We start from the raw sequence: 20626 nt of genomic DNA, 5'->3' as shown, positions 1-20626 counted from the left end.
TTTCTTGACGAGCCGGCGGCCGGAACGACACCCCGACCGCCCACGGCTGGCTCGAACGGGCGCTAGCCGATCTGCGGAACGGCGATCGCGAGCCCGACCACGAGCCACTGCACGATCGCGACGAGCACACCGGCGCGGCACAGCCCGACCGCACCGCGCACGCGTGCGTCGAGCGCACGTCCGGCCTTCGATGCGTCGATCCAGCCGAGATCCGTGAGCGCGCGGTCGAGCGCCGCGAGCCCGTCGTCGACCGATTCCTCGCCCGCCGCCGCACGCGCGAGCGCGGCGAACAGCCGCCGGTCGATCTCGATCCGCACCGCGTACCACAGCGCCGCGATCCCCGACCCGGTACTGACGACGGCCAGCAGCACGCGGGCGATCGTCGCCGGCGCCCAGCCCGACGCGATCCACCAGCCGGCACCGGCCGCGGCCAGCGCGACCGCGATCGCCCACGCGCCCGCATCGAGCGCGCCGCGCGCGGCGGCGATCCTGAACGGCGCGGACGGGTCGCGCATCACGCGCCTCCCGCGCCGCGACGGCGATCGATCCATTGCTGCAGCACGGCCACGCTGTCGTCCGACCACACCGCATGCGGCCGCACCGCACGCACGGCGGCCAGCGCGTCACGCGCATCGCCGAGCCCGCGTCGCGCCGCGAGCCACGCGGCCGCGCACAGCACGCTGCGCCCGTAGCCGAGCGCGCAGCAAACCAGCACGTCGCGCCCTTCCCCGTGCAGGCGTTCGAGCGCCGCGACGGCCTGCGCGAGTTGCGCGGCCGTCGGCGCGACGAGGTCGAGTTGCGGCACGCTCGCATATGCGAGCGACGACGCATCGATCGACGCCCAGCGCGGCATTTCGGCGGTCAGGTCGACCAGTGCGGTGAAACCGTGGCAGCGCACGTCGCGCGTGGTCGGCGTGCGGCCGATCGAAACGCGTTCGTCGATCCGCACCGGCGCCGGCTGCCGGAACGTCCACAACCGCGAATTGACGAACGCGCCGGCGATCGTCGGCGCGAGCAGCCAGCGAATGACGACCGGGAACCGACCGTGCGCGTCCTTCTGGAATGCGCCGGGCGCGCCGCGCCGGTAGATCCACGCGACACAGGCGAGCGCCAGCGCGACCCACCCTGCCGCCAGCGCCCAGCCGGGCGCGCGCGGCACGCACCCGAGCGCCACGAGCGCGACCGCTGCCGCGCCAAGCGCATAGCGGCGCGCGAGCGCGCGGCCGGCCGCGCCGGGCGATGCATCGGCGCCCGGCAGCCGGCTCCGCGGCATCGCGCAGCGGAAACAGGAACAGCGCGAGACAGCCGACGGCCGCGCCGGTCGGCACGTCGATCGCGTGATGCTGGTAGGTGGTCAGCACCGACACGCCGATCGCCGCGAACCACAGGTGCAGCACGACGCGCGCGAGCGTGCCGCGCAGGTGCTTCGCATAGACGGCCCACAGCACGACGAGCAGCCCGATGTGCAGCGACGGCGCCTGGTTGAACGGCTTGTCGAAGCCCATCAGCAGCGTGAACAACGCACCGGCCACGCCGCCCGCGTCGGGCCGCTCGAACCCGAAGCGCAGCGGCCACGCGATGAAGCACGCGACCGAAATCAGCTGCACGGTCAACAGCCGTTTCACGTGATCGAGCAGGTCGGCGCGGCGCGTCCAGAAGAAGAACGACAGCGCATACAGCAGGTCGATCGACCAGTACGGCACGATCGTCCACGGCACGAACGGGATCGCATGCTCCCAGCCGAACGCGAAGGTCGGCACCCCCGCGCGGCGCGCGGCGAGCCAGTTCGCGAAGCCGTAGGTCGAGAAGAACACGGCCCCCATCACCGCGAGCCAGCCGAAGCGCAGCGCGAACGACGCATCGCGTGCGCCGGCCGCCGTGGCCGGTTCGGCGAGGCCGCTCGCGCCGCCGCCGAGCGCGCTCATGACGCGTCGACCCGCTGCGCGAGACTGACCGTGAAGATGCCCATTTCGTCGATCCGCTGGTCGAGCTTGCGGAAGCCCGCGCGCGCGACGAGCTCGTCCATCTCGGCCTGCGAGCGGCGGCGCATCACCCAGGTCGCTTCGCCGCGGTGGTTGTTCAGCGCACGTGCAATGAACTCGAGCTGCGGATGCCACGGCTGCCCCGTATAGACGAGATAGCCGCCCGGCGGCACGGCCTGCGCGAGCCCGCGCAGCGAGCGTTCGATCAGCGCGTTCTCGCCGAACAGTTCGTAGAGGCCCGACACGATCGCGAGCGTCGGACGCGGCTCGAGCGTCGCGAGCGACGCCTCGTCGAACGCGTCGCCGCGCTCGAAGCGTGCGATCGGCTCGAGGCCGCGCTGCGCGATCAGCACGCGCCCGGCCTCGACGTTCGGCGGGCTGTAGTCGCGCAACGTGATGTCGTCGGGCGCCGCGCCGTCGCGCTCGGCGGCAGACGCGATCGCGTCGAGCACGTAGCGCCCGTGCCCCGCCGCGATGTCGACGATCCGCACCGGCGCGCCGTGGCCGCGCAGGCGGCCGATCGCCGCGCCGATCAGTTCCTGCAGATGCACCTTGCGCTGGCGGATGCCGACCCAGCCCGGCGAATCAAGATAGGTGCGATCGATCAGCGCGCCGATGCCGAGCCGCCCCTGCGCGCGGTTGCGATACACGTAGTCGAGTGTCGAGCCCGAATCGAAGCCGAGCCGCAGCCCGAGCGCGATGCCGTCCGACAGCGCCCCGCCGGCCTTCAGGCCGGCGCGCGTGAGCGCCCAGTACGCACGCGCGAACACATTCGCGGGCGGCCGGCCGAGCGCCGCGTATTCGTCGTGGAACGCGCCGCGCCGGTCGGCGTCGGCGAGCGACACGCGCGGGCTCGGTGCATCGAATTCGCGCAGCACGAAGGCGCGCAGCGGTGCGAGCGCCTGCGCGCGGTCGCGTTCGCCGAGCGTGTCGTGATAGAAGCCCGGCAGCACGATGCGCTCCTTGCGCGCGGCGCCGAGGCGTTCGAAGAAGCGGTCCTGCGGGCCGCGATGCACGACCCAGTCGGCGCCCGAGATCAGCAGCTGCGTCGGCACGGTGATCGCGGCCGCGTCGGCGACGATCCGCTGCGCGGTGTCTTGCAGGTCCAGCAACATGTTGACCGCGATCGGCCGCGTGATCAGCGGATCGGACGCATAGCTCGCGATCCGCTCGGGATCGTGCGTGAGGAATTTCGGCTTCACGTAGCTGTTCACGTAGAACAGCCCGCGCAGCTTGTGCATCAGCCGCAGGCCCGGCCGCGCGAACGGCACGTAGAGCTTGATGTGGAACGCCGGCGACGCGACGACGAGCGCGCGGATCGGCGGCGCATAATCGTGCGCCCAGGTGGCTGCGAGCACCGCGCCGACGCTCTGTCCGACCACCGCCATGTCCTCGATCGCGATGCCGTGCGTGTCGCGGATATGTTCGACGAAGGTCTGCAGGTCGCGCACCGACGCGGCCGCGCTCGGGCTGTAGCCGCGTGCGCCGGGCGAGCGGCCGTGGCCGCGCGCATCCCACGCGAAAAATGCGAAATCGGGCAGGTCGAGTTCGTCGACCAGGTGCGCGACGCGCGCCGAGTGTTCGTGTCCGCGGTGCAGCAACACGATGGCGCCGCGGCAGCGCGGGCCGGTGGCGGGCCAGTGACGATAGAACAGCGTTTCGCCGTCGTGCGTGATGAAGTCGGCCTCGCGGGCCGTGCGTGCGCTCATGCGTTTCTCTCTCGTTTCGTTATTCGAATCTTGGTGCGCCGCCCTCCGGCGCCCGGTACCGCAACTGCCCTGACGACTTTTTCAACCGCCCTTTTCCGCGATGCCGGCCTGCACGCGCCGCACGACGGTCACGATCGACAGCACGATCAGCAGCCGCCACAACCATGCGGCAACGCCGCCGACCGGGAAACCGAGCCCGATCCACAGCGCAAACGCGCCGAGCGCGAGCGCACGGTCGCTCTTGCCGAACGGGCCGTCGTAGCGGCGGCTCACGCCGACCAGCGGGCCGATCAGCCCCGCGCATTCGACGATCACCGCCGTCAGCGCGAACAGCCAGACATCCGCCGGAGCGAACGCCGGAACCGCGAGAAACGGCAGCACCAGCGCGACATCGGACACGACGTCGCCGAGTTCGTTCAGGTAGGCGCCAAGCGTGCTCTTCTGCCCGTGCTCGCGCGCGAGCATCCCGTCGATCGCGTTGAGCGCCATCCGCGCGAACAGCCACAGCGGGATCAGCAGGAACAGCGCGCGGGCAAACACGCCGAGGCCGGCGAGCGCGCCGACGACGATCGAGCCGCCGGCCGCGAACAGCGTGACCTGGTTGGCCGTCACGCCGCGCTCGGCGAGCGAGTTCGCGAACGGGCGCAGACGGTTCTGGAATTTGGGTTTGAGTGCGTAGAGGCTCATCGTTTTATTTGTGCGGCACAGTCGGATACATTTTCCGCCGCCATGCCCCGGGCGGCGAAACGGCCTTGGACGGCCTTCCATGGACGGCCCTAATCGTCGCCGAGCGGCCCCGATGCGTCAAGCACGCGCCCGGCCCGCACGCGCGGCGCCAATCTGGCGTTTTTGACGGAAACTCGCGATAATCCGCTGGCCCGAGCGCGGCGAGATCTATTCGAACTGCAAACGGGCACTCGTGCAACAGCCGATTATCACGCAGCCGACCGGCGCATTCGCCGCGACGCAACAGCGGGTGACGGCGAATCGTCCGATTATCGCGGACCTGCGACAGGCAGCCACGAATTTGAAAAAATTTAAACAAGGGCCGTCCGGCGCGCATCCTGCCGCGCCGGCATTCCGGGGTCCCGCCCGCCGCTCACGAGCAGCGGGCCATGCAGGCAGGCAGGAGGCGCAGCGCCGATGAACATCCTCAACGTCTGGCAGCGCGATTTCCTGCTGTCCATCGTGCGGCTCGTCGCCGGCGCGTATCCGGTCTGGCATCAGGCGCCGCCGTCCCCGACGCAGAAGATCTACTTCTCGAACCACACGAGCCACATCGACACGCTCGCGATCCTCGCCGCGCTGCCGCGCAACGTGCGCACGGTCGTGCGGCCGGTCGCCGCGCGCGACTACTGGGACAGCAGCGACATGAAGCGCCACATCGCGCAGAAGCTGCTGAACGTCGTGCTGATCGATCGCCACCGCGAATCCGGCGGCGACCCGCTCGACCCCGTGCGCGATGCGCTCAAGCAGGGCCATTCGATCATCATCTTCCCGGAAGGCACGCGCGGCGCCGAGATCCTGCCGCAGCCGTTCAAGAGCGGGCTGTTCCACCTCGCGACCGAGTTCCCGGATGTGGCGCTCGCGCCCGTCTATCTCGAGAACCTGCAGCGGATCATGCCGAAGGGCGCGATCTGGCCGGTGCCGCTGATCTGCAAGGTGCACTTCGGCGCGAACGAACAGCGCGGCGCCGACGAGGACAAGCCGACGTTCCTCGCCCGCATGCGCGACGCGGTCGTCGCGCTCGCGCCGCCGCAGCGGCCGGCCGGCTGAACGCGGCGCCCTCTTCTTCCCTTTCCGGATATCAACCATGCGAACCATTTTCTGGGAACTGGTCGCGGGCGTCACGGGCGTGCTCGTCGTCGCGACCGTGATCGGCGCGATCCTCGGCGCACGCAGCGGCGGCACGAGCGCGACCATCGTCAACCTGAACCAGCGCATCCGCGCATGGTGGGCGATGATCGCGATCATGGCCATCGCGATCGGCCTCGGCAACAACATCACGTATCTCGTTTTCGCGGTGCTGTCCTACCTGACGCTGCGCGAATTCATCACGCTCACCCCCACCACGCCGAGCGACCATACGACGCTCTTCATCGCGTTCTTCATCGCGATTCCCGTGCAATACCTGCTGCTCGGGATCAACTGGTACGGGATGTATTCGATCTTCGTGCCCGTACACCTGTTCTTCGCGATGTCGCTCGTGTCGGCGCTCACGCAGGACACGCGCGAATTCCTGAGCCGCAACGCGAAGATCAACTGGGCGCTGATGGTATGCGTGTACGGGTTGAGCCATGCGCCGGCCGTGCTGATCCTCGACATTCCGCACTACGCGGGGCAGAACGCGCTGCTGCTGTTCTTCTTCCTGTTCGTCGTGCAGATCAGCGACGTGCTGCAGTACGTGGTCGGCAAGCTGTTCGGCAAGCGCAAGATCGCGCCGCAGCTGTCGCCGTCGAAGACGATCGAGGGTTTCGTCGGCGGCGGTCTGCTCGCCACGCTGTGCGGCGCATCGCTGTATCGCGTGACGCCGTTCAGCTTCGGGTCGGCGTTCGGCATCTCGCTCGCGATCGTGATCGCGGGCTTCGTCGGCGGCCTCGTGCTGTCGGCCGTCAAGCGCTCGCTCGGCACCAAGGACTGGGGCTCGATGATCGCGGGCCACGGCGGGATGCTCGATCGCGTCGACTCGATCTGCTTCGCCGCGCCGGTGTTCTTCCACCTCGTGCGATATCTGTACGTGTGATGCGCGGGCGGCGCAACGCCGCCCGTTCCTGCGCGCGAAGGATCAGTACCCTTCGCGCAATGCCTTCGGCACGACGTAGCGGCCACGCGCCGCGTCGAACTTCACCGTATGGCGCGCGCGGATCGCCCTGTCGCCGCGCGTGCCCGTTTCCGTGACCGTCAACGGATAGACGTCGCCGGCGCCGGTCGTGTCGGGCGCGATCTCGAAGCGACGTTCCTCGCAGCGGGCCCGCGCGTTCGCACATTCGGTCGACTCGGCGTTGTCGAGCGCCTCGTCGATGCGCGCCGCCGCCAGCACCAGCGCATTGCCGACCGGCAGCCAGATCGCGCGGAAGCGTTGAGAATAGCCTTGCCGCGTGTCGCTTTCGCCGATGACGAAACCGAAAAGGTGCGGCCCGAGCCGCTCGATGCGCACGGTGCCCGGCTCGCCGCGCCCGCCCGACGCGATCTCCGTTTTCTTCATGACCGGCTCGAGCGTCTTGCCGTCCGCCGCCGGTTTCAGCACGTACAGGTCGATCGTGCCAGTCGTCGCATCCGAATCCATGCCAGGCATCCCGTTCTGCACCGCCGCCTCGGTCTCGCCGCACATCGCGAGCAGGGTGCGCGGGCCGTCGGCCGTTGCCACACGCAGCGAACCGCAAGGCGCGTAGACAACGTCGTCCCCATCCGCCTGCCAGCCCTTGCGGTCCGCGCGCCAGTTGCCGTAAGTGTCGTGGATGAACGCGCGCAGCACAGGGTCGGCGACAGCCGGTTGGATCGCGTGCGCCGCAGCCGGCAACACGAACGCAGGCACCGTGCACGCGACGGACAGCACCAGGCGTCGCACCAGGGGATGAACGGATGAAATCATGTCTGTGTCGATAGCGATAAAAAGCGATGCCCGGGCAAACGACCAGCGGTATCCACGCATCAACGCGGTTGCGCGACCGGCTCGGGATCGAACGCCGCCAGCCCCGGCCACGGCGCCTGCCCCCACGCACCGTCACCCGGTGCGAGCCAGCGTTGCAGCGTCGCATCGTCGAACGCCTTGCCAAACGGATCGGCGCGAAATCCGGCCACCCACTGCTTGCGGCCCGCGACGTAGGCGTGGCCGAAATCCGCCCAACTGTCGAAACAGTCCTGGGCGCGCTGCGCGTTGAGCAACAACACGCGCCAGGCTGTGTCCCGTTCGGCCCAGCCCATCAGCATCGCCACGCGCGCGAGGAACGCCATCCGCGCACAGGCGAACGCAAGCGCCGCGCGCGGGTCGTCGGTCGGCTGCAGCGCATGCAGGTCGGCGCGAAACCACTGCGTCTCGAGCACACGCGCCAGATGTGCGCGCGCATCGTCGTCCGTCGCGTCGGTGCGCAACTCCATCTGGTGCAGCATCTGGGCACGCAGGAACTTGCGCGACGTATCGTTCAGGTGGCTCGTGTCCGCGTCGTCGAAACCCGAGAATCCCGTCGCGTCCACGTACGGATGCGCGAGCAGCAGCGCCCAGTGCTTGCGGGCCGGCAACGCCGAATAGCGCCCACCGCGCTGGCGAAAGTAGCGCACGATACGCCACAGCACGAACAGGGCAATGATCACCTTGAATGTCATGGTCTTCGCCCCGTCATTGCGCGACACCGACGCCACGCGGCGCGACGTAACCGGGCCAGTGCACGTCCTCGGTTGCGAAGGCTGCCGGCACGGCGTCCTTGAATGCGGACGGCACCGCCGGCCCCAGCGTCGCGCGCACCGCGTAACGCACCGAACCGGCACGCGGCGGCCGCGCCTGCAGCAGTTCAGGCTGCCGCGCGGCGACCAGCCACTCGACGGTCGGCGTCGGCTCGGCGAGCCGCCCGAACAATTGCGGATGGCGCGCGACGAGGCGCGCTTGCGACGCGGCATCCGTCACGTCCTCGATCCGGCACCACCCCGACGGCGTATGGACGACACCGAGCGCGATGCAGTCGGGCGGCGTGCGATCCGTCGTCCCCAGCGCATTGAGGCAGGCCAGCACGTCGTCGACGTAGCGCTCGACCGGCGGCCGGTTCTGCTTGCCCTTGACCTGATCGACGTCGAGGCCACCGTCCGCCCGCACCTCGACGCTGATCGTGATGTGCGGCTGGCCGCCCGCATCCCGGAAGCTCAGCAACCGCAGCCGGCGCGCTTCGATCGCTTCCGCATAGCGCCCGCCGTAGCCGCCCGCCAGCGCTTGCCGGTCCGCGAACTGGCCGAGGCAATGGCGCATCACGTAGCTCTCGAACGCCATTTCGGCGCGCAGCAGCGGGCTGTCGGGCAGGAATTCGACAAAGCGCCCGTTCGCGGTTTCGCACCACGTGCGCAGCGCATCGGGCTGGCTCTCGCGCCAGCCGCGCGCGATCCGGGACGCCATCTCCGCATGCTCGCGTTCCCACATCGCGAGCGCCTGGGGGCAGTTGACACGGTCGAGCTTGCCTTCGAGCCCGGTTCCCTTGCGCGACTCGAGAAACTCGACGAGCGTGGTTTCGAGTGCGAGGAGACGCGGATCGGACGGGTCGACCCAGACGACGGGTGCCTGCCGGCCGGCGTCGGCTTCGCCGATCGTCTTCGCGCCGGGCCCGAAGCGCCGTACGACCCACGCCGGCGGTGCGGCCTGGCCGAGCGCCTGCCGCGCATCGTCGAGCGAGCCGATCGTGCGCGCGGGCTCGAAGTTCGCGACGACATGCCGGTAGAAATGGTTGAGCAGCCACGCGCGCACCGCGTCGGCGTCGCCCCGCGCGGTGCTGCGCGCGGCAATCGCCGCTTTCAGCGCATCGGCGTTCAGCGCGTTGCGTGGCGCGTAGCCGGCCCGCCGATCGGCGGCCGTCATTGCCAGAACTTCCACCAGCGCTTGTTCGGCGCGGCGGTCGCTGAATCCGGCGAGGCCGGCGCATCGGCCTCCCGTATCCGTCGCTCGATCACGTCTTCCATCAGGTCGAGCGGTTCGGCGGCGTGCCGGTTTCCGGCGAGCACGCGCTCGTAGAAATACTTCACATCGGACCGGCGGCCCAGTTCGTATGCCGCGTCGGCGGCCCGGAGCAGCACGTCCAGATCGCGCGACGCATCGGCCTGCCCGCGCGCGGCGTCGTACAGCGCCAACGCCTGGTCCGGATGCGACGCCGCCATGTGGGATGCGAACACCAAGCGGGCAATCAGCGCCTCGTCGGGCAGGCTGCCGTCGACCTGGTCGTGTTCCCGTTGCCAGCCGACGAGGCGTTCAAGCCAGATCGGCAGTTCGTTGCAACGATCGAGGCGATACAGCGCGCGCACGACGTCGCGCACGTACCAGTTCGGGTCATGCCGGCTGAAACCGTATTCGGCTGCGTAATGCCAGAGCTGCTCGGCGGCCTCGACCATCTCGTCGTCCTTGCCCTGGCAGGCGAGCACATAGCGGACACCGGAGTAATGCTCGGCAAACGAGCTCGCCGCAATCCCGTTGCGATGCAGGACCAGCGCCTCGTCGTAGCGATCCTCGTCGCGGTAGAGAATCGCGAGGTTGTTGCAGAGCATCGAATACAGGTGCGCACACGCGTCGTACGGGTGCCCTTTGCCGGTCTCGAAGTAGCGCTCCATGCACGCGCGGCCCTGCTCGTAGGCGGCGATCCGCAGGCGCTGAAGGTCGGCACGCACCGGCGCCTGTTCCGCGGCCGGCAGCGCATCGATCGCCTCCTCGGCCAGGTCCTCGACCTGGACCGAGAATACGTAGCTCCACAAGCCGCTGCGCAGCGACGGCGGCAGCGGCAGTTTGAGCGCGGCGGCGACGCCCAGCGCGCCAATGCGCGCCAGGGTCAGCATGATCGCAGTGCGGTTGTCGTGCATCTCGCCTTCCTGCGCGGCGGCGAGCAGGCGCGCGGCCTGGGTCGTCGCGTCGATGCGGCCGGTTTCGCCGTCGTAGACCGCCGCGAGCCGCGCGATCCACGGATGGCCGGGCGCGCGACGCAGCGCGACCTCGCGCGCGGCGTCGGCCACCGCGTAACGCAACGCATCGCCGTCGAGCGAGCCGAACGAGGCAAAGATCTCGCCGTGCGTCGGCGAACGTGCGGCCAGCGCGTCGGGCCGTTCCGCGCCGAGTTCGACGAGCCGCTCGAGCGTCGGCGCGAAACCCGCCGCGCGCATTGCGCACAGCGGCCACCAGACCGACGTGTCGGTCGGCTCGGCGAGGCGTGCATGGACGATCCGCCCCACCCGGTCGAGCATGCTGCTTTCGAGCTGGTACACGTGGAAGAACGCACGGCGCCCCGCGTCGTCGAAGCGGCCGGCCTCGAGCAGCCACGGCAGCTCGTATTCGATGAAATCGTCCCCGCCGTCCGACTCGAGGCTGTAACGCGCCATCTCGCAACGCGCGAGCGCACCGTCGAGATCGCCTTGCGCGTATGCCGCTCGCGCAGCAAGCCGCGCGAGCCTCACCTCGGCCTCGCGGCGCGGCGGCAGTGCCCAGTCGGCGATGCGCGACTCGACGGCCTGGCGAATCGTGTCGAACTGCAGCGGCGCAATCTCGATCATCGCGTGGCCGATCCGCAGCCAGTCATCGGCATCGATGTCCCGGTCCGCGCTCTGCCGACGCGACGGCCGCCACCGCGGCCTCGGCCGCCGCCCGCGCGTCGTCGTCCCGGCCGAGCCGCCGCAGCGCCCACGCACGCAGGCATTGCCGGTTCGCCTCGTCCCACGCGCGAAACGCGGCCCGGTCGGCAAGCGCGCCATTCAATGCATGCCGCAGTTCGATCGCGTCGAGCGCGTGCTCCGCGTGATCGTATTCGAGCGTATCGAGAATGCGGGCGCGGACGAAGCGATCGGCATCGAGCGTCGGAGACGTGCGCACGACGTCGTGCATCTCGCCGATCGCGTGCGTGACGGCGTCGTTCTCGCCCAGGTGCCGGGCGACCTGCAGCCGGTACAGCGCGAGCTGCATGCGGATATCGGGCCGCGCGTCGGGTGGCGCCGCGTCATGCACGGCCGCGCCGTCGTCGTCGAGCACGGCGCGCGCCGCAGCCGGATCGCCGGCGTGCATCCAGAGTGTGTGCAGGCGTGCGATCGCGTCGAGCGAATCGGCACGCAACGGCTGGGCCCGCAGTCTTGCCGCAAGGTCGCTCTCGCGGCTCGAGTCGCTTTCTTCGAGGTCGGCTTCGAGCCGATTCATCAACGTGTCGAGCGGCTGGCCCGTCAAAGGCATCGTGGTCATATCGTTATCGATCTTGGAATTGGTATGGGCACTGGGAGTCGACGTCTGCTCCCTCTCGGAATCGCGATAGCTTATCAGGAGACGGGGGCGGTGCGCGGCCTCGCCATCCGCGTCGTCCGGCGTTACGATCTCGTACTTCATTCCCGGATCCGGTCGATGCGTACGGCGCGACGGCACGATGCGCCCCGACCGGTCCCGCCCGCCCCGGAACACGCATGAACCTCACGTTGCAGGATGTCGCATGGCACCGCTCGGTCGGGCGGCTCATCGAGTCGCTCGACCAGCCGGGCTTCTGGCTGGCGCTGATCCGGCTGATCGAGGAATACGTCGCGGTCGACAGCTGGGTCGCGCTCACGTTCGGCGACGGCCGCCCGCACGTGTTCGCCGAATGCCCGTACGAAGGCGGCGGCCCCGACCCGCTGTTCCGCGACTACGTGCAGGGGCTGTACCAGCTCGACCCGTTCTACATCGCGAACCGCGACGCGCCGAAGAGCGGCCTGTTCCGGCTGTCCGACGTCGCGCCCGAATGCTTCCGCGATACCGAGTACTACACGCTCTATTTCACGCACAACGTCGTCGAGGACGAGGTGCAGTTCAACGTCGTGCTCGACGATGCACGCACGCTGTGCCTGTCGCTCGGCAGCAAGCGGCGCTTCAGCCCCGAGCAGGTGGCGCTGCTCGACCTGATCCGGCCGTGGGTGGCCGGGCTGATGCGGCAGCGGCTCGCGTTCGAGCCGGCGTCCATCGAAGCCGCGGTACCGCCGCGAGCCGGCACCCGTGCGCAGGACGGCTTCGAGCGCGCCATGGCGCGGCTCGGCACGCCGCTCACCGCGCGCGAACTCGACGTGATCCGGCTGATCCTGAGCGGCCGCTCGAACAAGGAAGTCGCAATCAAGCTGGCGATATCGGCCGAAACGGTCAAGGTCCATCGCCGCAACATCTACGGGAAGCTCGCCATCAACTCGCAATCGGAGCTGTTCTCGCTGTTCCTGAACGCGCAGACCGGCACCTGACGCGCATTTCGCGACGCGCATGTCGATGCCCGCCGGCACCGGCGGCGCCACAGATCAATACCCCTGAAGGGTTAACGCGCCGGCGGGATGGGAAATCCGCCGCTTCGGCGCATACTGGGGCCTCCTTACCACCCTTCCGGCGCCACCGGCGACGGGCCCCTGCTACCGACATCGCCATGAAACTGAAGCTCGACATCGTCCAGCTCGCCGGTCGCGACGGCGACACGCACTACAACCTGCAACGCACGCTCGACGCGATCGCAACCTGCGCACCGGGCACCGACATCGTGATGTTTCCGGAAGCGCAGCTCACCGGCTTCCTCGATCCGTCGAATCTTGCGGAATGCGCCGAGCCGCTCGACGGCCCGAGCGTCGGCGCGGTCATTGCAGCCGCGCGCGCACGCGATGTGGCAGTCGTGGTCGGGCTGATCGAGAACGACGGCGGCCGCTTCTACAACACGACCGTATTCGTCACGCCGGACGGCATCGCGCTGCGCTATCGCAAGACGCATCTGTGGGTGAGCGAGCGCGGCGTCGTGCTGCCCGGCGACCGTTTCGCGACGATCGAATGGCGCGGCGTGCGGATCGGCCTGCTGATCTGCTACGACAACGAATTTCCCGAAACCGGCCGCGCGCTCGCCGCGCTCGGCGCGGAGCTGATCCTCATCACCGACGGCAACATGGAGCCTTACCGCCCAGTCCACCGCACGTCGGCCACGGCGCGGGCAATGGAGAACCAGGTGTTCGCGGTGGTCGCCAACCGCGTCGGCGGCAGCTCGCACGACGTCGTGTTCGCGGGCGGCAGCCTCGCGGCCGATCCGTTCGGCAACCTAATCTTCGAGGCCGGCAATGCCGAATCGCGTCATGCGGTCGAGCTCGATTTCGACCAGCTCGCCGCGTCGCGCGCGGTCTACGACTATCGCCGGGATCAGCGCCTGCACGTCGCCGGCGAACGCATCGAGCACGCCAACGGCCTGCGCGAACTGCTGATTCCGTAAGCGCGTGCCCGCCTGCGGCGGCGACCTCCGTCACGCCGGGTCGGGCACCTCAATCGCCAGCAGCGCCGAACTGACGGATTTGCCGTGCGCGTCGAGCGCGAGCGAGCGCGTGACACCGCCGCCGAGCGCATCGCGCAACACGAAATTGAATGCGCCGAGCGCCGGCAATTCGTAACGCACGACGTCGCCGTGCACGATGCCCGCGAGCCACGCCTTCACCGCGTCGGCATCGAGATGCGTGCGCAAATGCTCGTAATGACGCGGATCGTGGCAGATGACCGACACGTTCAGCGTATTGCCCTTGTCGCCGGTGCGCGCATGCGCGAGTTCACGCAGTTGCATCAGGCCTCCACGAATGAAAACGACGGCGTCACGGCCGCGCGCGGCAGCAGCACCGACTGCACTGCGATGACCTCGCGCGTCGACTTGAACGCGCCGCCGCCGCCGGCCGGCCCGTTCGTATAGAGCGTCTCGACTTCGTTGCCGATACGCGCCGCTTCGGCGGCGCTCGCCGCACGGCCGGCCACCCGCACGCGCACCTCGGCCGGCTCCCCGCGCGCGGCCGGCGTCGCATCGCCATACAGCGAATCGACACCGATCAGGTCGAAGCGCAACTCGGTCGCGGCGACGCCGGTCATTGCCAGCCGCTCGCGAACGATCTCGCGCGCAAGACGCGCACGTTCGAGCGCGCCCGGGCCGCCGTACGAAATCTGCCCTTCGCCGATCCAGCCGTCGACGTAAGCCACCGATACCTTCAGCGTGTCGGGCCGCGCGGTGCCGCGCCCGCCCGTCACGCGCACGCGATCGATCGCCTCCTCGGCCACGTTGACCTGCGTGAAATCCGCGACGACATCGGGCTGCAGATACCGCGCCGGGTCGTGAATCTCGTAGAGCAGCTGTTCCTTGCAGGTCGCCGCGCTCACGCGGCCGCCCGCGTGCGGCACCTTGGTGATCACGACCGAGCCGTCGGCCGCGACTTCGCCGATCGGAAACCCGAGCCGCGCGAGGTTCGGCACGTCCTTGTAGCCGGGATCGGCGAAATAGCCGCCCGTCACCTGCCCCGCGCACTCGAGCAGGTGGCCGACGACCGTCGCGGCGCCAAGCGTGTCCCAGTCGTCCATCCGCCAGCCGAACGCGTGGATCAGCGGCGCGGCGAACAGCGACGGATCGGCGACGCGCCCGGTCAGCACGACGTCCGCGCCGGCCGCGAGCGCATCGACGATCGGCGCGGCGCCGAGGTACGCGTTCGCGGACACGATGCGGTCGCGATACGCGGCGACGTCGTCGCCCGATTCCTCGAAGCGGAATGCGCCGCGCAGCACCACGTCGAGCACGTCGTCGCCTTCGACCGCCGCGACCTTCAGCTTCGCGAAGCCGAGCGATTGCGCGATCCGTGCGGTGCGCCGCGCAGCCGCACGCGGATTCGCCGCGCCCATGTTCGACACGATGCGCACGCCCTTGGGTGCCGCGACCGGCAGCACCGCGTGCATCCGCGCATCGAGCAGCGGGTCGTAGCCGAGCGCGGGATCCTTGCGCCGCGCCTGCTGCGCGATCGCGATCGTGCGCTCGGCCAGGCATTCGAAGACGAGATAGTCGAGCTGCCCGTGTTCGGCCAGTTCGACCGCGGGCTCGATCCGGTCGCCCGAGTAGCCGGCGCCCGCGCCGATGCGCACGCGCCGTTCAGGTTGCTTTGCTGTCATGTCCGTACCGTCGTCCGGCGGATGTCACCGCCGGGAAAGATCAAAAGACGCCCAGCACGACGCACGCGATCGTCATCACGATCGAGGCGCCGAACAGCAGCGGGAACGTGAACTTCTGGTGCTCGGCCAGCTCGATGCCGCACAGGCCGACGACGAGGAACGTCGCGGGTGTCAGTGGGCTGACCGGGAACCCCGTGGTCATCTGCCCGAGCAACGCGGCCTGCCCGACCTGCACGGCCGGCACGCCGAGCTGGCCGGCCACTTCCGCGATCACGGGCAGCACGCCGAAGTAGAACGAATCGGGATCGAACAGCATGCTGAGCGGCATCGACGCGACGCCGAGCGCCACCGGAATGTGGCCTGCCATCGACGGCGGCACGAAGCCGACCGCCGCCTGCGCCATCGCCTTCAGCATCCCGCTGCCCTGCATGATCCCGGTGAATACGCCGGCCGCGAGCAGGATGCCGGCCATCATCAGCGCGGCGCGCGCGTGCGCGTCGATGCGCTTCCTCTGCATGTCGACGTCCGGGTAGTTCACCATCAGCGCGATGCACAGCCCGACCATGAACATGATCGCGGGCGGGATCTTCTCGCCCATCACGACCATCGTGCCGAGCACGACGAGCGTCAGCACGAGGTTGAACCAGAACAGGTGCGGCCGGCGCAGCGCCTGCTCGTCGGGCGTCAGCTCGCGCTTGGGCAGCGGGATCGACGCATCGTCGCGCGACAGGCCGAGCCGCTTCTCCTCGCGCCGCCCGAGCCAGTACGCGACGCCGAACACGAACACGAGCCCGATCGCCTGCACCGGAATCAGCGGATTGAACAGCGCGGACACCGGCAGGTGCAGCGACGCCGACGCGCGGATCATCGGCCCCGTCCACGGCAGGAAGTTGATGCCCGCGGCCATCGACACCGCGGCGGCCAGCACGCGCCGGTCCATCTTCAGCCGGTCGTACAGCGGCAACACGGCCGGAATCGTCACGAGGAAGCAGACGGCGCCCGAACCGTCGAGGTGGATCAGCAGCGCGAGCAGCGTCGTGCCCATCACGATGCGCGTCGGCCGCGTGCCGACCGCGCGCAGGATGCGGTCGATGATCGGGTCGAGCGTGCCGGCGTCGGTGATCGTCCCGAAATAGAGGATCGCGAACACGAACATCCCGACGACGGGTGCGAGCCCCTTCAGCCCGTCGATGACGAACTTGCTGGTGTGCAGCCCGAAACCGCCGATCAGCGACGCGGCGATCGGCACGATGATCAGCGCGACGAGCGGCGACATCCGCTTCGACAGAATCGCGGCCAGCAGCACGACGATCGTGCCAAGCCCGAGTAACGGCAGCATCCGTGTCTCCTACCTTGTCTTTTGTTGGAGACGAGCGTAAGGTCGGCGCAGCGATAGCACAATTGAAATGATTTGATCGCAGCAATCACGAACCGTTATGGATCTGAATCTCCGCGACATTCGCGCGTTCGTCACCGTCGCGCAGGCCGGCAACTTCACGCGCGCGGCCGCACGCCTGCACCTGTCGCAGCCGGCGCTGACCGTGCAGATTCGCCGGCTCGAGGAGATCGTCGGCGCGCGCCTCTTTGACCGCAACAGCCGCAGCGTCGCGCTCACGCAGACCGGGCGCGAGCTGCTGCCGCTGCTCCAGCGCTCGCTCGACGACATGGAGCGCGTGCTGCGCGATGCGCGTGCGCTCGGCGACGGCGCGAGCGGCACGGTGCGGCTCGCGTGCCTGCCGACCTTCGCGTCCAGCGTGCTGCCCGAGCTGATCCAGTCGTTTCGGCGCGAGGTGCCGCGCGCGGGCTTCGAGATCCGCGACGGCGTCGCGAGCCTCGTCACCGCGCTCGTGCGCAACGAGGAAGCCGATCTCGGCTTGACCGGTGGCGACACCTTCGATGCGTCGCTGGAGGTGCTGTATGCGGGCGCCGACCGGCTCGTCGCCGTGTGCCCGAAGGATCATCCGCTCGCGCGCAAGCGCCGCTTGACCACTGCGGACGTCGCAGCCGTGCCGCTCGTGCTCACCGCACGGGGCACGAGCGTGCGAAGCGTCGTCGATGCCGCGCTGGACGCGGCCGGCTGCACGCCCGACATCGCATGCGAGCCGACCTACATGATGACGGCCGTCGCGATGGTGCGCGGCGGGCTCGGCGTGACGATCCTGCCGGCAACCGCGCGCGAGGTGCGCGCCGAGCCCGAACTGGTCGCGAAGCCGATCGACGACCCGGCGTTCGTGCGGCCGATCGCACTCATCACGAAACGCGGCCGTACGCTGCCGCGCGTCGCGCAGGCATTCGCCGAAGCGATGCTGACGGAACTGAACAAGCGCGCGTGAACTGCGCGCCCGGATCGGCGGAACCGGGCGGCCGCCCGACGCTTACTTCGTGTCCGGATCGACGTGCAGCGATTCGCCGATCGCATAGAAATTGCCGCCCGCGATGTAGTGCAGGCTGCGCAGCGCCGGATCGGCCGATTCGAAATACCAGTGTCCGTCGCGGAACACACGCGTGTCGGACCACGCCGCGACCACCTCGCCGATGAACAGGTCATACGCCTGCTGGTTGTGCGGCTCCGGAATCAGCCTGCACGCCAGCCAGCCCGAACAGCCGGCGACGAACGGCAGGTCGTGGCCTTCGACGTCGAACAGCGTGACACCCGCTTCGCGCAGCTTGTCGGGGCGCTCCGCGAGACTGCGGCTGCCGACCGCATGCGTGAGCTGCAACTGCGCGGCCGTCGGCACCTGGATCACGAACGTGCCGCTGCGCTCGACGAGCTCGCGCGTCTTCGCGGTCTTGTCGAGCACGACCGTCAGCTTCGGCGGCAGGAAGTCCAGCGCGCACGCCCAGGCGGCGGCCATCACGTTGTCGACGCCGTCATGGCGGGCCGACACGAGCACGGTCGGGCCGTGGTTGAGGAGACGGTAGGCCTTCTTCAGCTCCACCGGAGCGATGTGACTGTCCATACGGGTTCCTTGGAGAACGGCTCGCACGAACGGATGTCGTGCGGCGCGGTGCCGGCCGGCGCGTAGCCGCGCAACCGGGCCGAAGGCCGCATTCTCGCACCCAATGTCGATCGGCGCAGACGGCGCCGCCGGTCACTTCGCGAACAACTGGCCGATATCGCGAAACGCCTTGAACTCGAGCGCATTGCCGCACGGGTCGAACAGGAACATCGTCGCCTGTTCGCCGACCTGCCCCTGGAACCGCACATACGGCTCGATCACGAAGGTCACGCCGAACGACTTCAGCCGTTCGGCCAGCGCTTCCCAGCTCGGCCAGTCGAGCACGACCCCGAAATGCGGCACCGGCACGTCGTGACCGTCCACCGCGTTCGTATGCGCGCCTTCCTGCGACGCGGTCTTAGGATGTTCGTGAATCACGAGCTGATGCCCGTAGAAGTCGAAGTCGACCCACTGCGCGCTCGAGCGCCCTTCTGCCAGCCCGAACACACGGCCGTAGAAATCGCGCGCGGCCGGCAGGTCGTAGACGGGAATCGCCAGGTGAAACGGGGAAAGACTCATGATGGCCTCGTGATGGAACGCTCGCGTGGCGCGAGGACGGCACCATGGTAGTCAAGGTCGAGCAGAAATTAAATCAATATATAGTTGCGTCATTCACAAACGAAATCGATGAATGATCCGCGAACTGAAAACCCTCGTCGCCGTCGCCCGGGAAGGCACGTTCGCCGCGGCCGGCAATCGTATCGGGCTCACGCAGGCGGCCGTCAGCGCGCAGATGCAGCGCCTCGAAGCCGAGCTCGGCTTCGCGCTGTTCGACCGGCAAGGCCGGTCGGCGCGGCTCAACGAGATGGGGCATCACGTGCTCGACCAGGCGCAGGCGCTGATCGGCCTGTACGAGAACCTGAGCTCGACGTCGCCCGGCTCGCCGGCCGCCGTGCGCGTGACGATCGGCGCGATCGCATCGGTACAGAGCGCGCTGCTGCCGGCCGCGCTCGCCGATTTCCATCGCCGGCATCCCGCGTGCCGCACGCGCGTGATACCGGGGCTGTCGATCGAACTGGTCAACCGGGTCGATGCGGGCGAGATCGACATGGCCGCGATCATCCGGCCGCCGTTCTCGCTGCAGAGCGACCTGCACTGGACGACCCTCGTGCAGGAACCGTTCCGGCTGATCGTGCCGCGCAGCGTGAAGGGCAAGGACTGGGCCGGGCTGCTCGCGCGCGAGCCGTTCGTGCGCTACGACCGCGCGTCGTTCGGCGGCCGCCAGGTCGACCGCTTTCTGAGGAAGATGCATATCGCGGTGCGCGACACCTGCGAACTCGACGAGCTCGACGCGATCGTCAAGCTGATCGAAAACGGCGTCGGCATCGCGATCGTCCCGCAGACCGCCGTGTATCGCCGCTGGCCGGCCGGCGTGCGCGCGATCGACCTCGGGCATCACACGTTCCACCGCGACATCGGGCTCGTGCATCGCGCGCGGCGCACGATGTCGGAGCCGGCGCAAATGCTCGCGCAACTGATCGAGGCGGCGGCGCGGCAGTCGGCGTAGCGCCGACGGTGAAGATCAGCGCCGCCCGGCCGCCCAGTCGACGGCCGCGTCGAACAGCGCGACCCCGGCCGGCGACAGGTTCACGAACGTGTCGTTGTCGAGAAAGAACATCACGCGGCGCGCCGGTGCGAGCGCTTCGTAGTCCATCGTCGCGCCCTTCTCGTACGCGAAGATCGCGGCCTTGTCGGGCTGGCCGTACACGGTCGCGATCGTGATCGCGCCGAGCCCCGGCTTGCCCCAGCTCATCGGCGCCTGCTTGCCGTACACGTTCGTCGTGCCGGCCGGCAGCCCGGCCGAGATCGGGTGCGGCGCATTGACGAGCCACAGGTAGCGCTCCTTGCCCGTTTCGCCGAAGTCGACGTCGTGACGCTTGCCCGTCATCGCGAGATCGTCGAGCAGGTCGTTCTCCCAGGTCACGAGCGGCTTGTCGAGCGCGCGCCAGCCGGGCCGCACGTTCTTCGACGACACCGTCGACGAGATCACGACGAGATCGGCGTCGCGCGCCGCATCGGGCGTCGACGATTCGTCGATCAGGCGCACCGCGTAGCCGCGTTCGCCGAGATGCTGGACGATGCGTTCGTCGACCTTCAGGTTCGGGCCGCGCAACTGCACGAGCATCGCGACGCGCGTGACGGCCTGCGGCGCATCGGCCGCCAACGCGGGGGCGGCCACCCCTGCGCCGAGGCCCAGGCCCGCGCCGATCGCGAGCACCGAGCCCGCGATCGCGCGCAATGCGCGGCGCCGCGCACCGGCGGCCACGGCGCGCACGGCGCCGGTCTTCATGTTCCGGTTCATCTGGATCTTCTCCGAAG

Annotated in this window: 20 protein-coding genes and 1 pseudogene; 6 read left to right on the top strand and 15 right to left on the bottom strand. The window is 69.2% G+C overall.

Features of this window, described 5'->3' with window-relative positions:
- Positions 1-62: 62 nt before the first annotated feature.
- From LXE91_RS11875 to LXE91_RS11860, 4 genes and pseudogenes are all read right to left on the bottom strand, one after another.
- Positions 63-515 (bottom strand): hypothetical protein, encoded by a 453-nt coding sequence (locus tag LXE91_RS11875; protein ID WP_039347512.1) that lies wholly within the window; start codon positions 513-515, stop codon positions 63-65.
- Positions 515-1925 (bottom strand): annotated as a pseudogene (locus LXE91_RS11870) (phosphatase PAP2/dual specificity phosphatase family protein). The gene LXE91_RS11875 and the pseudogene LXE91_RS11870 overlap by 1 nt, the downstream one beginning before the upstream one ends.
- Entirely contained in the window at positions 1922-3691 is a 1770-nt protein-coding gene (locus LXE91_RS11865; protein ID WP_039347516.1) for a bifunctional alpha/beta hydrolase/class I SAM-dependent methyltransferase, read from the bottom strand. The pseudogene LXE91_RS11870 and the gene LXE91_RS11865 overlap by 4 nt, the downstream one beginning before the upstream one ends.
- A gap of 81 nt (positions 3692-3772) precedes the next feature.
- Positions 3773-4378, bottom strand: a complete 606-nt coding sequence (locus LXE91_RS11860) for a CDP-alcohol phosphatidyltransferase family protein (RefSeq protein WP_039347518.1) — start codon at positions 4376-4378, stop codon at positions 3773-3775.
- 456 nt (positions 4379-4834) lie between these two features.
- On the opposite strand from LXE91_RS11860, the gene LXE91_RS11855 reads away from it, so the two are divergent.
- Positions 4835-5467, top strand: a complete 633-nt coding sequence (locus LXE91_RS11855; protein ID WP_039347521.1) for a lysophospholipid acyltransferase family protein — start codon at positions 4835-4837, stop codon at positions 5465-5467.
- A 37-nt stretch (positions 5468-5504) separates the two neighbouring features.
- A complete protein-coding gene (locus tag LXE91_RS11850) occupies positions 5505-6434 on the top strand; it encodes a phosphatidate cytidylyltransferase (RefSeq protein ID WP_039347524.1) in 930 nt (309 codons plus the stop codon).
- Between the two features lie 42 nt (positions 6435-6476).
- Here the strand turns inward: LXE91_RS11850 and LXE91_RS11845 are convergent, their stop codons facing one another.
- The 5 genes from LXE91_RS11845 to LXE91_RS11825 all read right to left on the bottom strand — a co-directional run bounded on the left by LXE91_RS11845 (position 6477) and on the right by LXE91_RS11825 (position 11597).
- Positions 6477-7280, bottom strand: a complete 804-nt coding sequence (locus tag LXE91_RS11845; protein WP_039347865.1) for a hypothetical protein — start codon at positions 7278-7280, stop codon at positions 6477-6479.
- 62 nt (positions 7281-7342) lie between these two features.
- Entirely contained in the window at positions 7343-8014 is a 672-nt protein-coding gene (locus LXE91_RS11840; protein ID WP_039347868.1) for a DUF1266 domain-containing protein, read from the bottom strand.
- A 13-nt stretch (positions 8015-8027) separates the two neighbouring features.
- Complete coding sequence (locus tag LXE91_RS11835; protein ID WP_052760101.1) at positions 8028-9248, bottom strand: hypothetical protein; 1221 nt, start codon at positions 9246-9248, stop codon at positions 8028-8030.
- On the bottom strand, positions 9245-10921 hold the full coding sequence (locus LXE91_RS11830; protein ID WP_278068081.1) for a hypothetical protein: 1677 nt from the start codon (positions 10919-10921) through the stop codon (positions 9245-9247). Before LXE91_RS11830 ends, LXE91_RS11835 begins: the two co-directional genes overlap by 4 nt.
- A gap of 22 nt (positions 10922-10943) precedes the next feature.
- Positions 10944-11597 carry a hypothetical protein gene (locus LXE91_RS11825; protein ID WP_278068080.1) on the bottom strand — a complete coding sequence of 218 codons (654 nt, stop codon included), beginning with the start codon at positions 11595-11597 and terminating at the stop codon, positions 10944-10946.
- A 215-nt stretch (positions 11598-11812) separates the two neighbouring features.
- On the opposite strand from LXE91_RS11825, the gene LXE91_RS11820 reads away from it, so the two are divergent.
- Positions 11813-12610, top strand: a complete 798-nt coding sequence (locus LXE91_RS11820) for a response regulator transcription factor (RefSeq protein WP_039347530.1) — start codon at positions 11813-11815, stop codon at positions 12608-12610.
- A 176-nt stretch (positions 12611-12786) separates the two neighbouring features.
- Positions 12787-13608 (top strand): carbon-nitrogen hydrolase family protein, encoded by an 822-nt coding sequence (locus LXE91_RS11815; protein WP_039347532.1) that lies wholly within the window; start codon positions 12787-12789, stop codon positions 13606-13608.
- 30 nt (positions 13609-13638) lie between these two features.
- On the opposite strand, the gene LXE91_RS11810 is transcribed toward LXE91_RS11815, so the two are convergent.
- Genes LXE91_RS11810 through LXE91_RS11800 form a run of 3 tightly spaced genes read right to left on the bottom strand, consistent with a single transcriptional unit; the run spans position 13639 to position 16647 of the window.
- Entirely contained in the window at positions 13639-13950 is a 312-nt protein-coding gene (locus LXE91_RS11810; protein ID WP_039347535.1) for an AtuA-related protein, read from the bottom strand.
- Complete coding sequence (locus LXE91_RS11805; RefSeq protein ID WP_039347538.1) at positions 13950-15308, bottom strand: acyclic terpene utilization AtuA family protein; 1359 nt, start codon at positions 15306-15308, stop codon at positions 13950-13952. Before LXE91_RS11805 ends, LXE91_RS11810 begins: the two co-directional genes overlap by 1 nt.
- Positions 15309-15348: 40 nt before the next feature.
- Positions 15349-16647, bottom strand: a complete 1299-nt coding sequence (locus tag LXE91_RS11800) for a CitMHS family transporter (RefSeq protein WP_039347541.1) — start codon at positions 16645-16647, stop codon at positions 15349-15351.
- 97 nt (positions 16648-16744) lie between these two features.
- On the opposite strand from LXE91_RS11800, the gene LXE91_RS11795 reads away from it, so the two are divergent.
- Positions 16745-17641, top strand: a complete 897-nt coding sequence (locus tag LXE91_RS11795) for a LysR family transcriptional regulator (RefSeq protein WP_039347543.1) — start codon at positions 16745-16747, stop codon at positions 17639-17641.
- Between the two features lie 42 nt (positions 17642-17683).
- On the opposite strand, the gene LXE91_RS11790 is transcribed toward LXE91_RS11795, so the two are convergent.
- A complete protein-coding gene (locus LXE91_RS11790; protein WP_039347547.1) occupies positions 17684-18268 on the bottom strand; it encodes a flavin reductase family protein in 585 nt (194 codons plus the stop codon).
- 132 nt (positions 18269-18400) lie between these two features.
- Positions 18401-18826, bottom strand: coding sequence for a VOC family protein (locus tag LXE91_RS11785; protein WP_039347550.1), 426 nt, complete (start codon positions 18824-18826; stop codon positions 18401-18403).
- A gap of 112 nt (positions 18827-18938) precedes the next feature.
- Here LXE91_RS11785 and LXE91_RS11780 point away from each other — a divergent pair, with 112 nt between their 5' ends.
- Positions 18939-19814, top strand: a complete 876-nt coding sequence (locus LXE91_RS11780) for a LysR family transcriptional regulator (protein WP_039347553.1) — start codon at positions 18939-18941, stop codon at positions 19812-19814.
- A gap of 15 nt (positions 19815-19829) precedes the next feature.
- On the opposite strand, the gene LXE91_RS11775 is transcribed toward LXE91_RS11780, so the two are convergent.
- A complete protein-coding gene (locus LXE91_RS11775) occupies positions 19830-20609 on the bottom strand; it encodes a hypothetical protein (RefSeq protein ID WP_039347556.1) in 780 nt (259 codons plus the stop codon).
- Positions 20610-20626: the final 17 nt, after the last annotated feature.

Source organism: Burkholderia contaminans, from assembly GCF_029633825.1.
GTDB lineage: Bacteria > Pseudomonadota > Gammaproteobacteria > Burkholderiales > Burkholderiaceae > Burkholderia > Burkholderia contaminans.
This window is presented reverse-complemented; position numbering and strand designations above follow the sequence as displayed.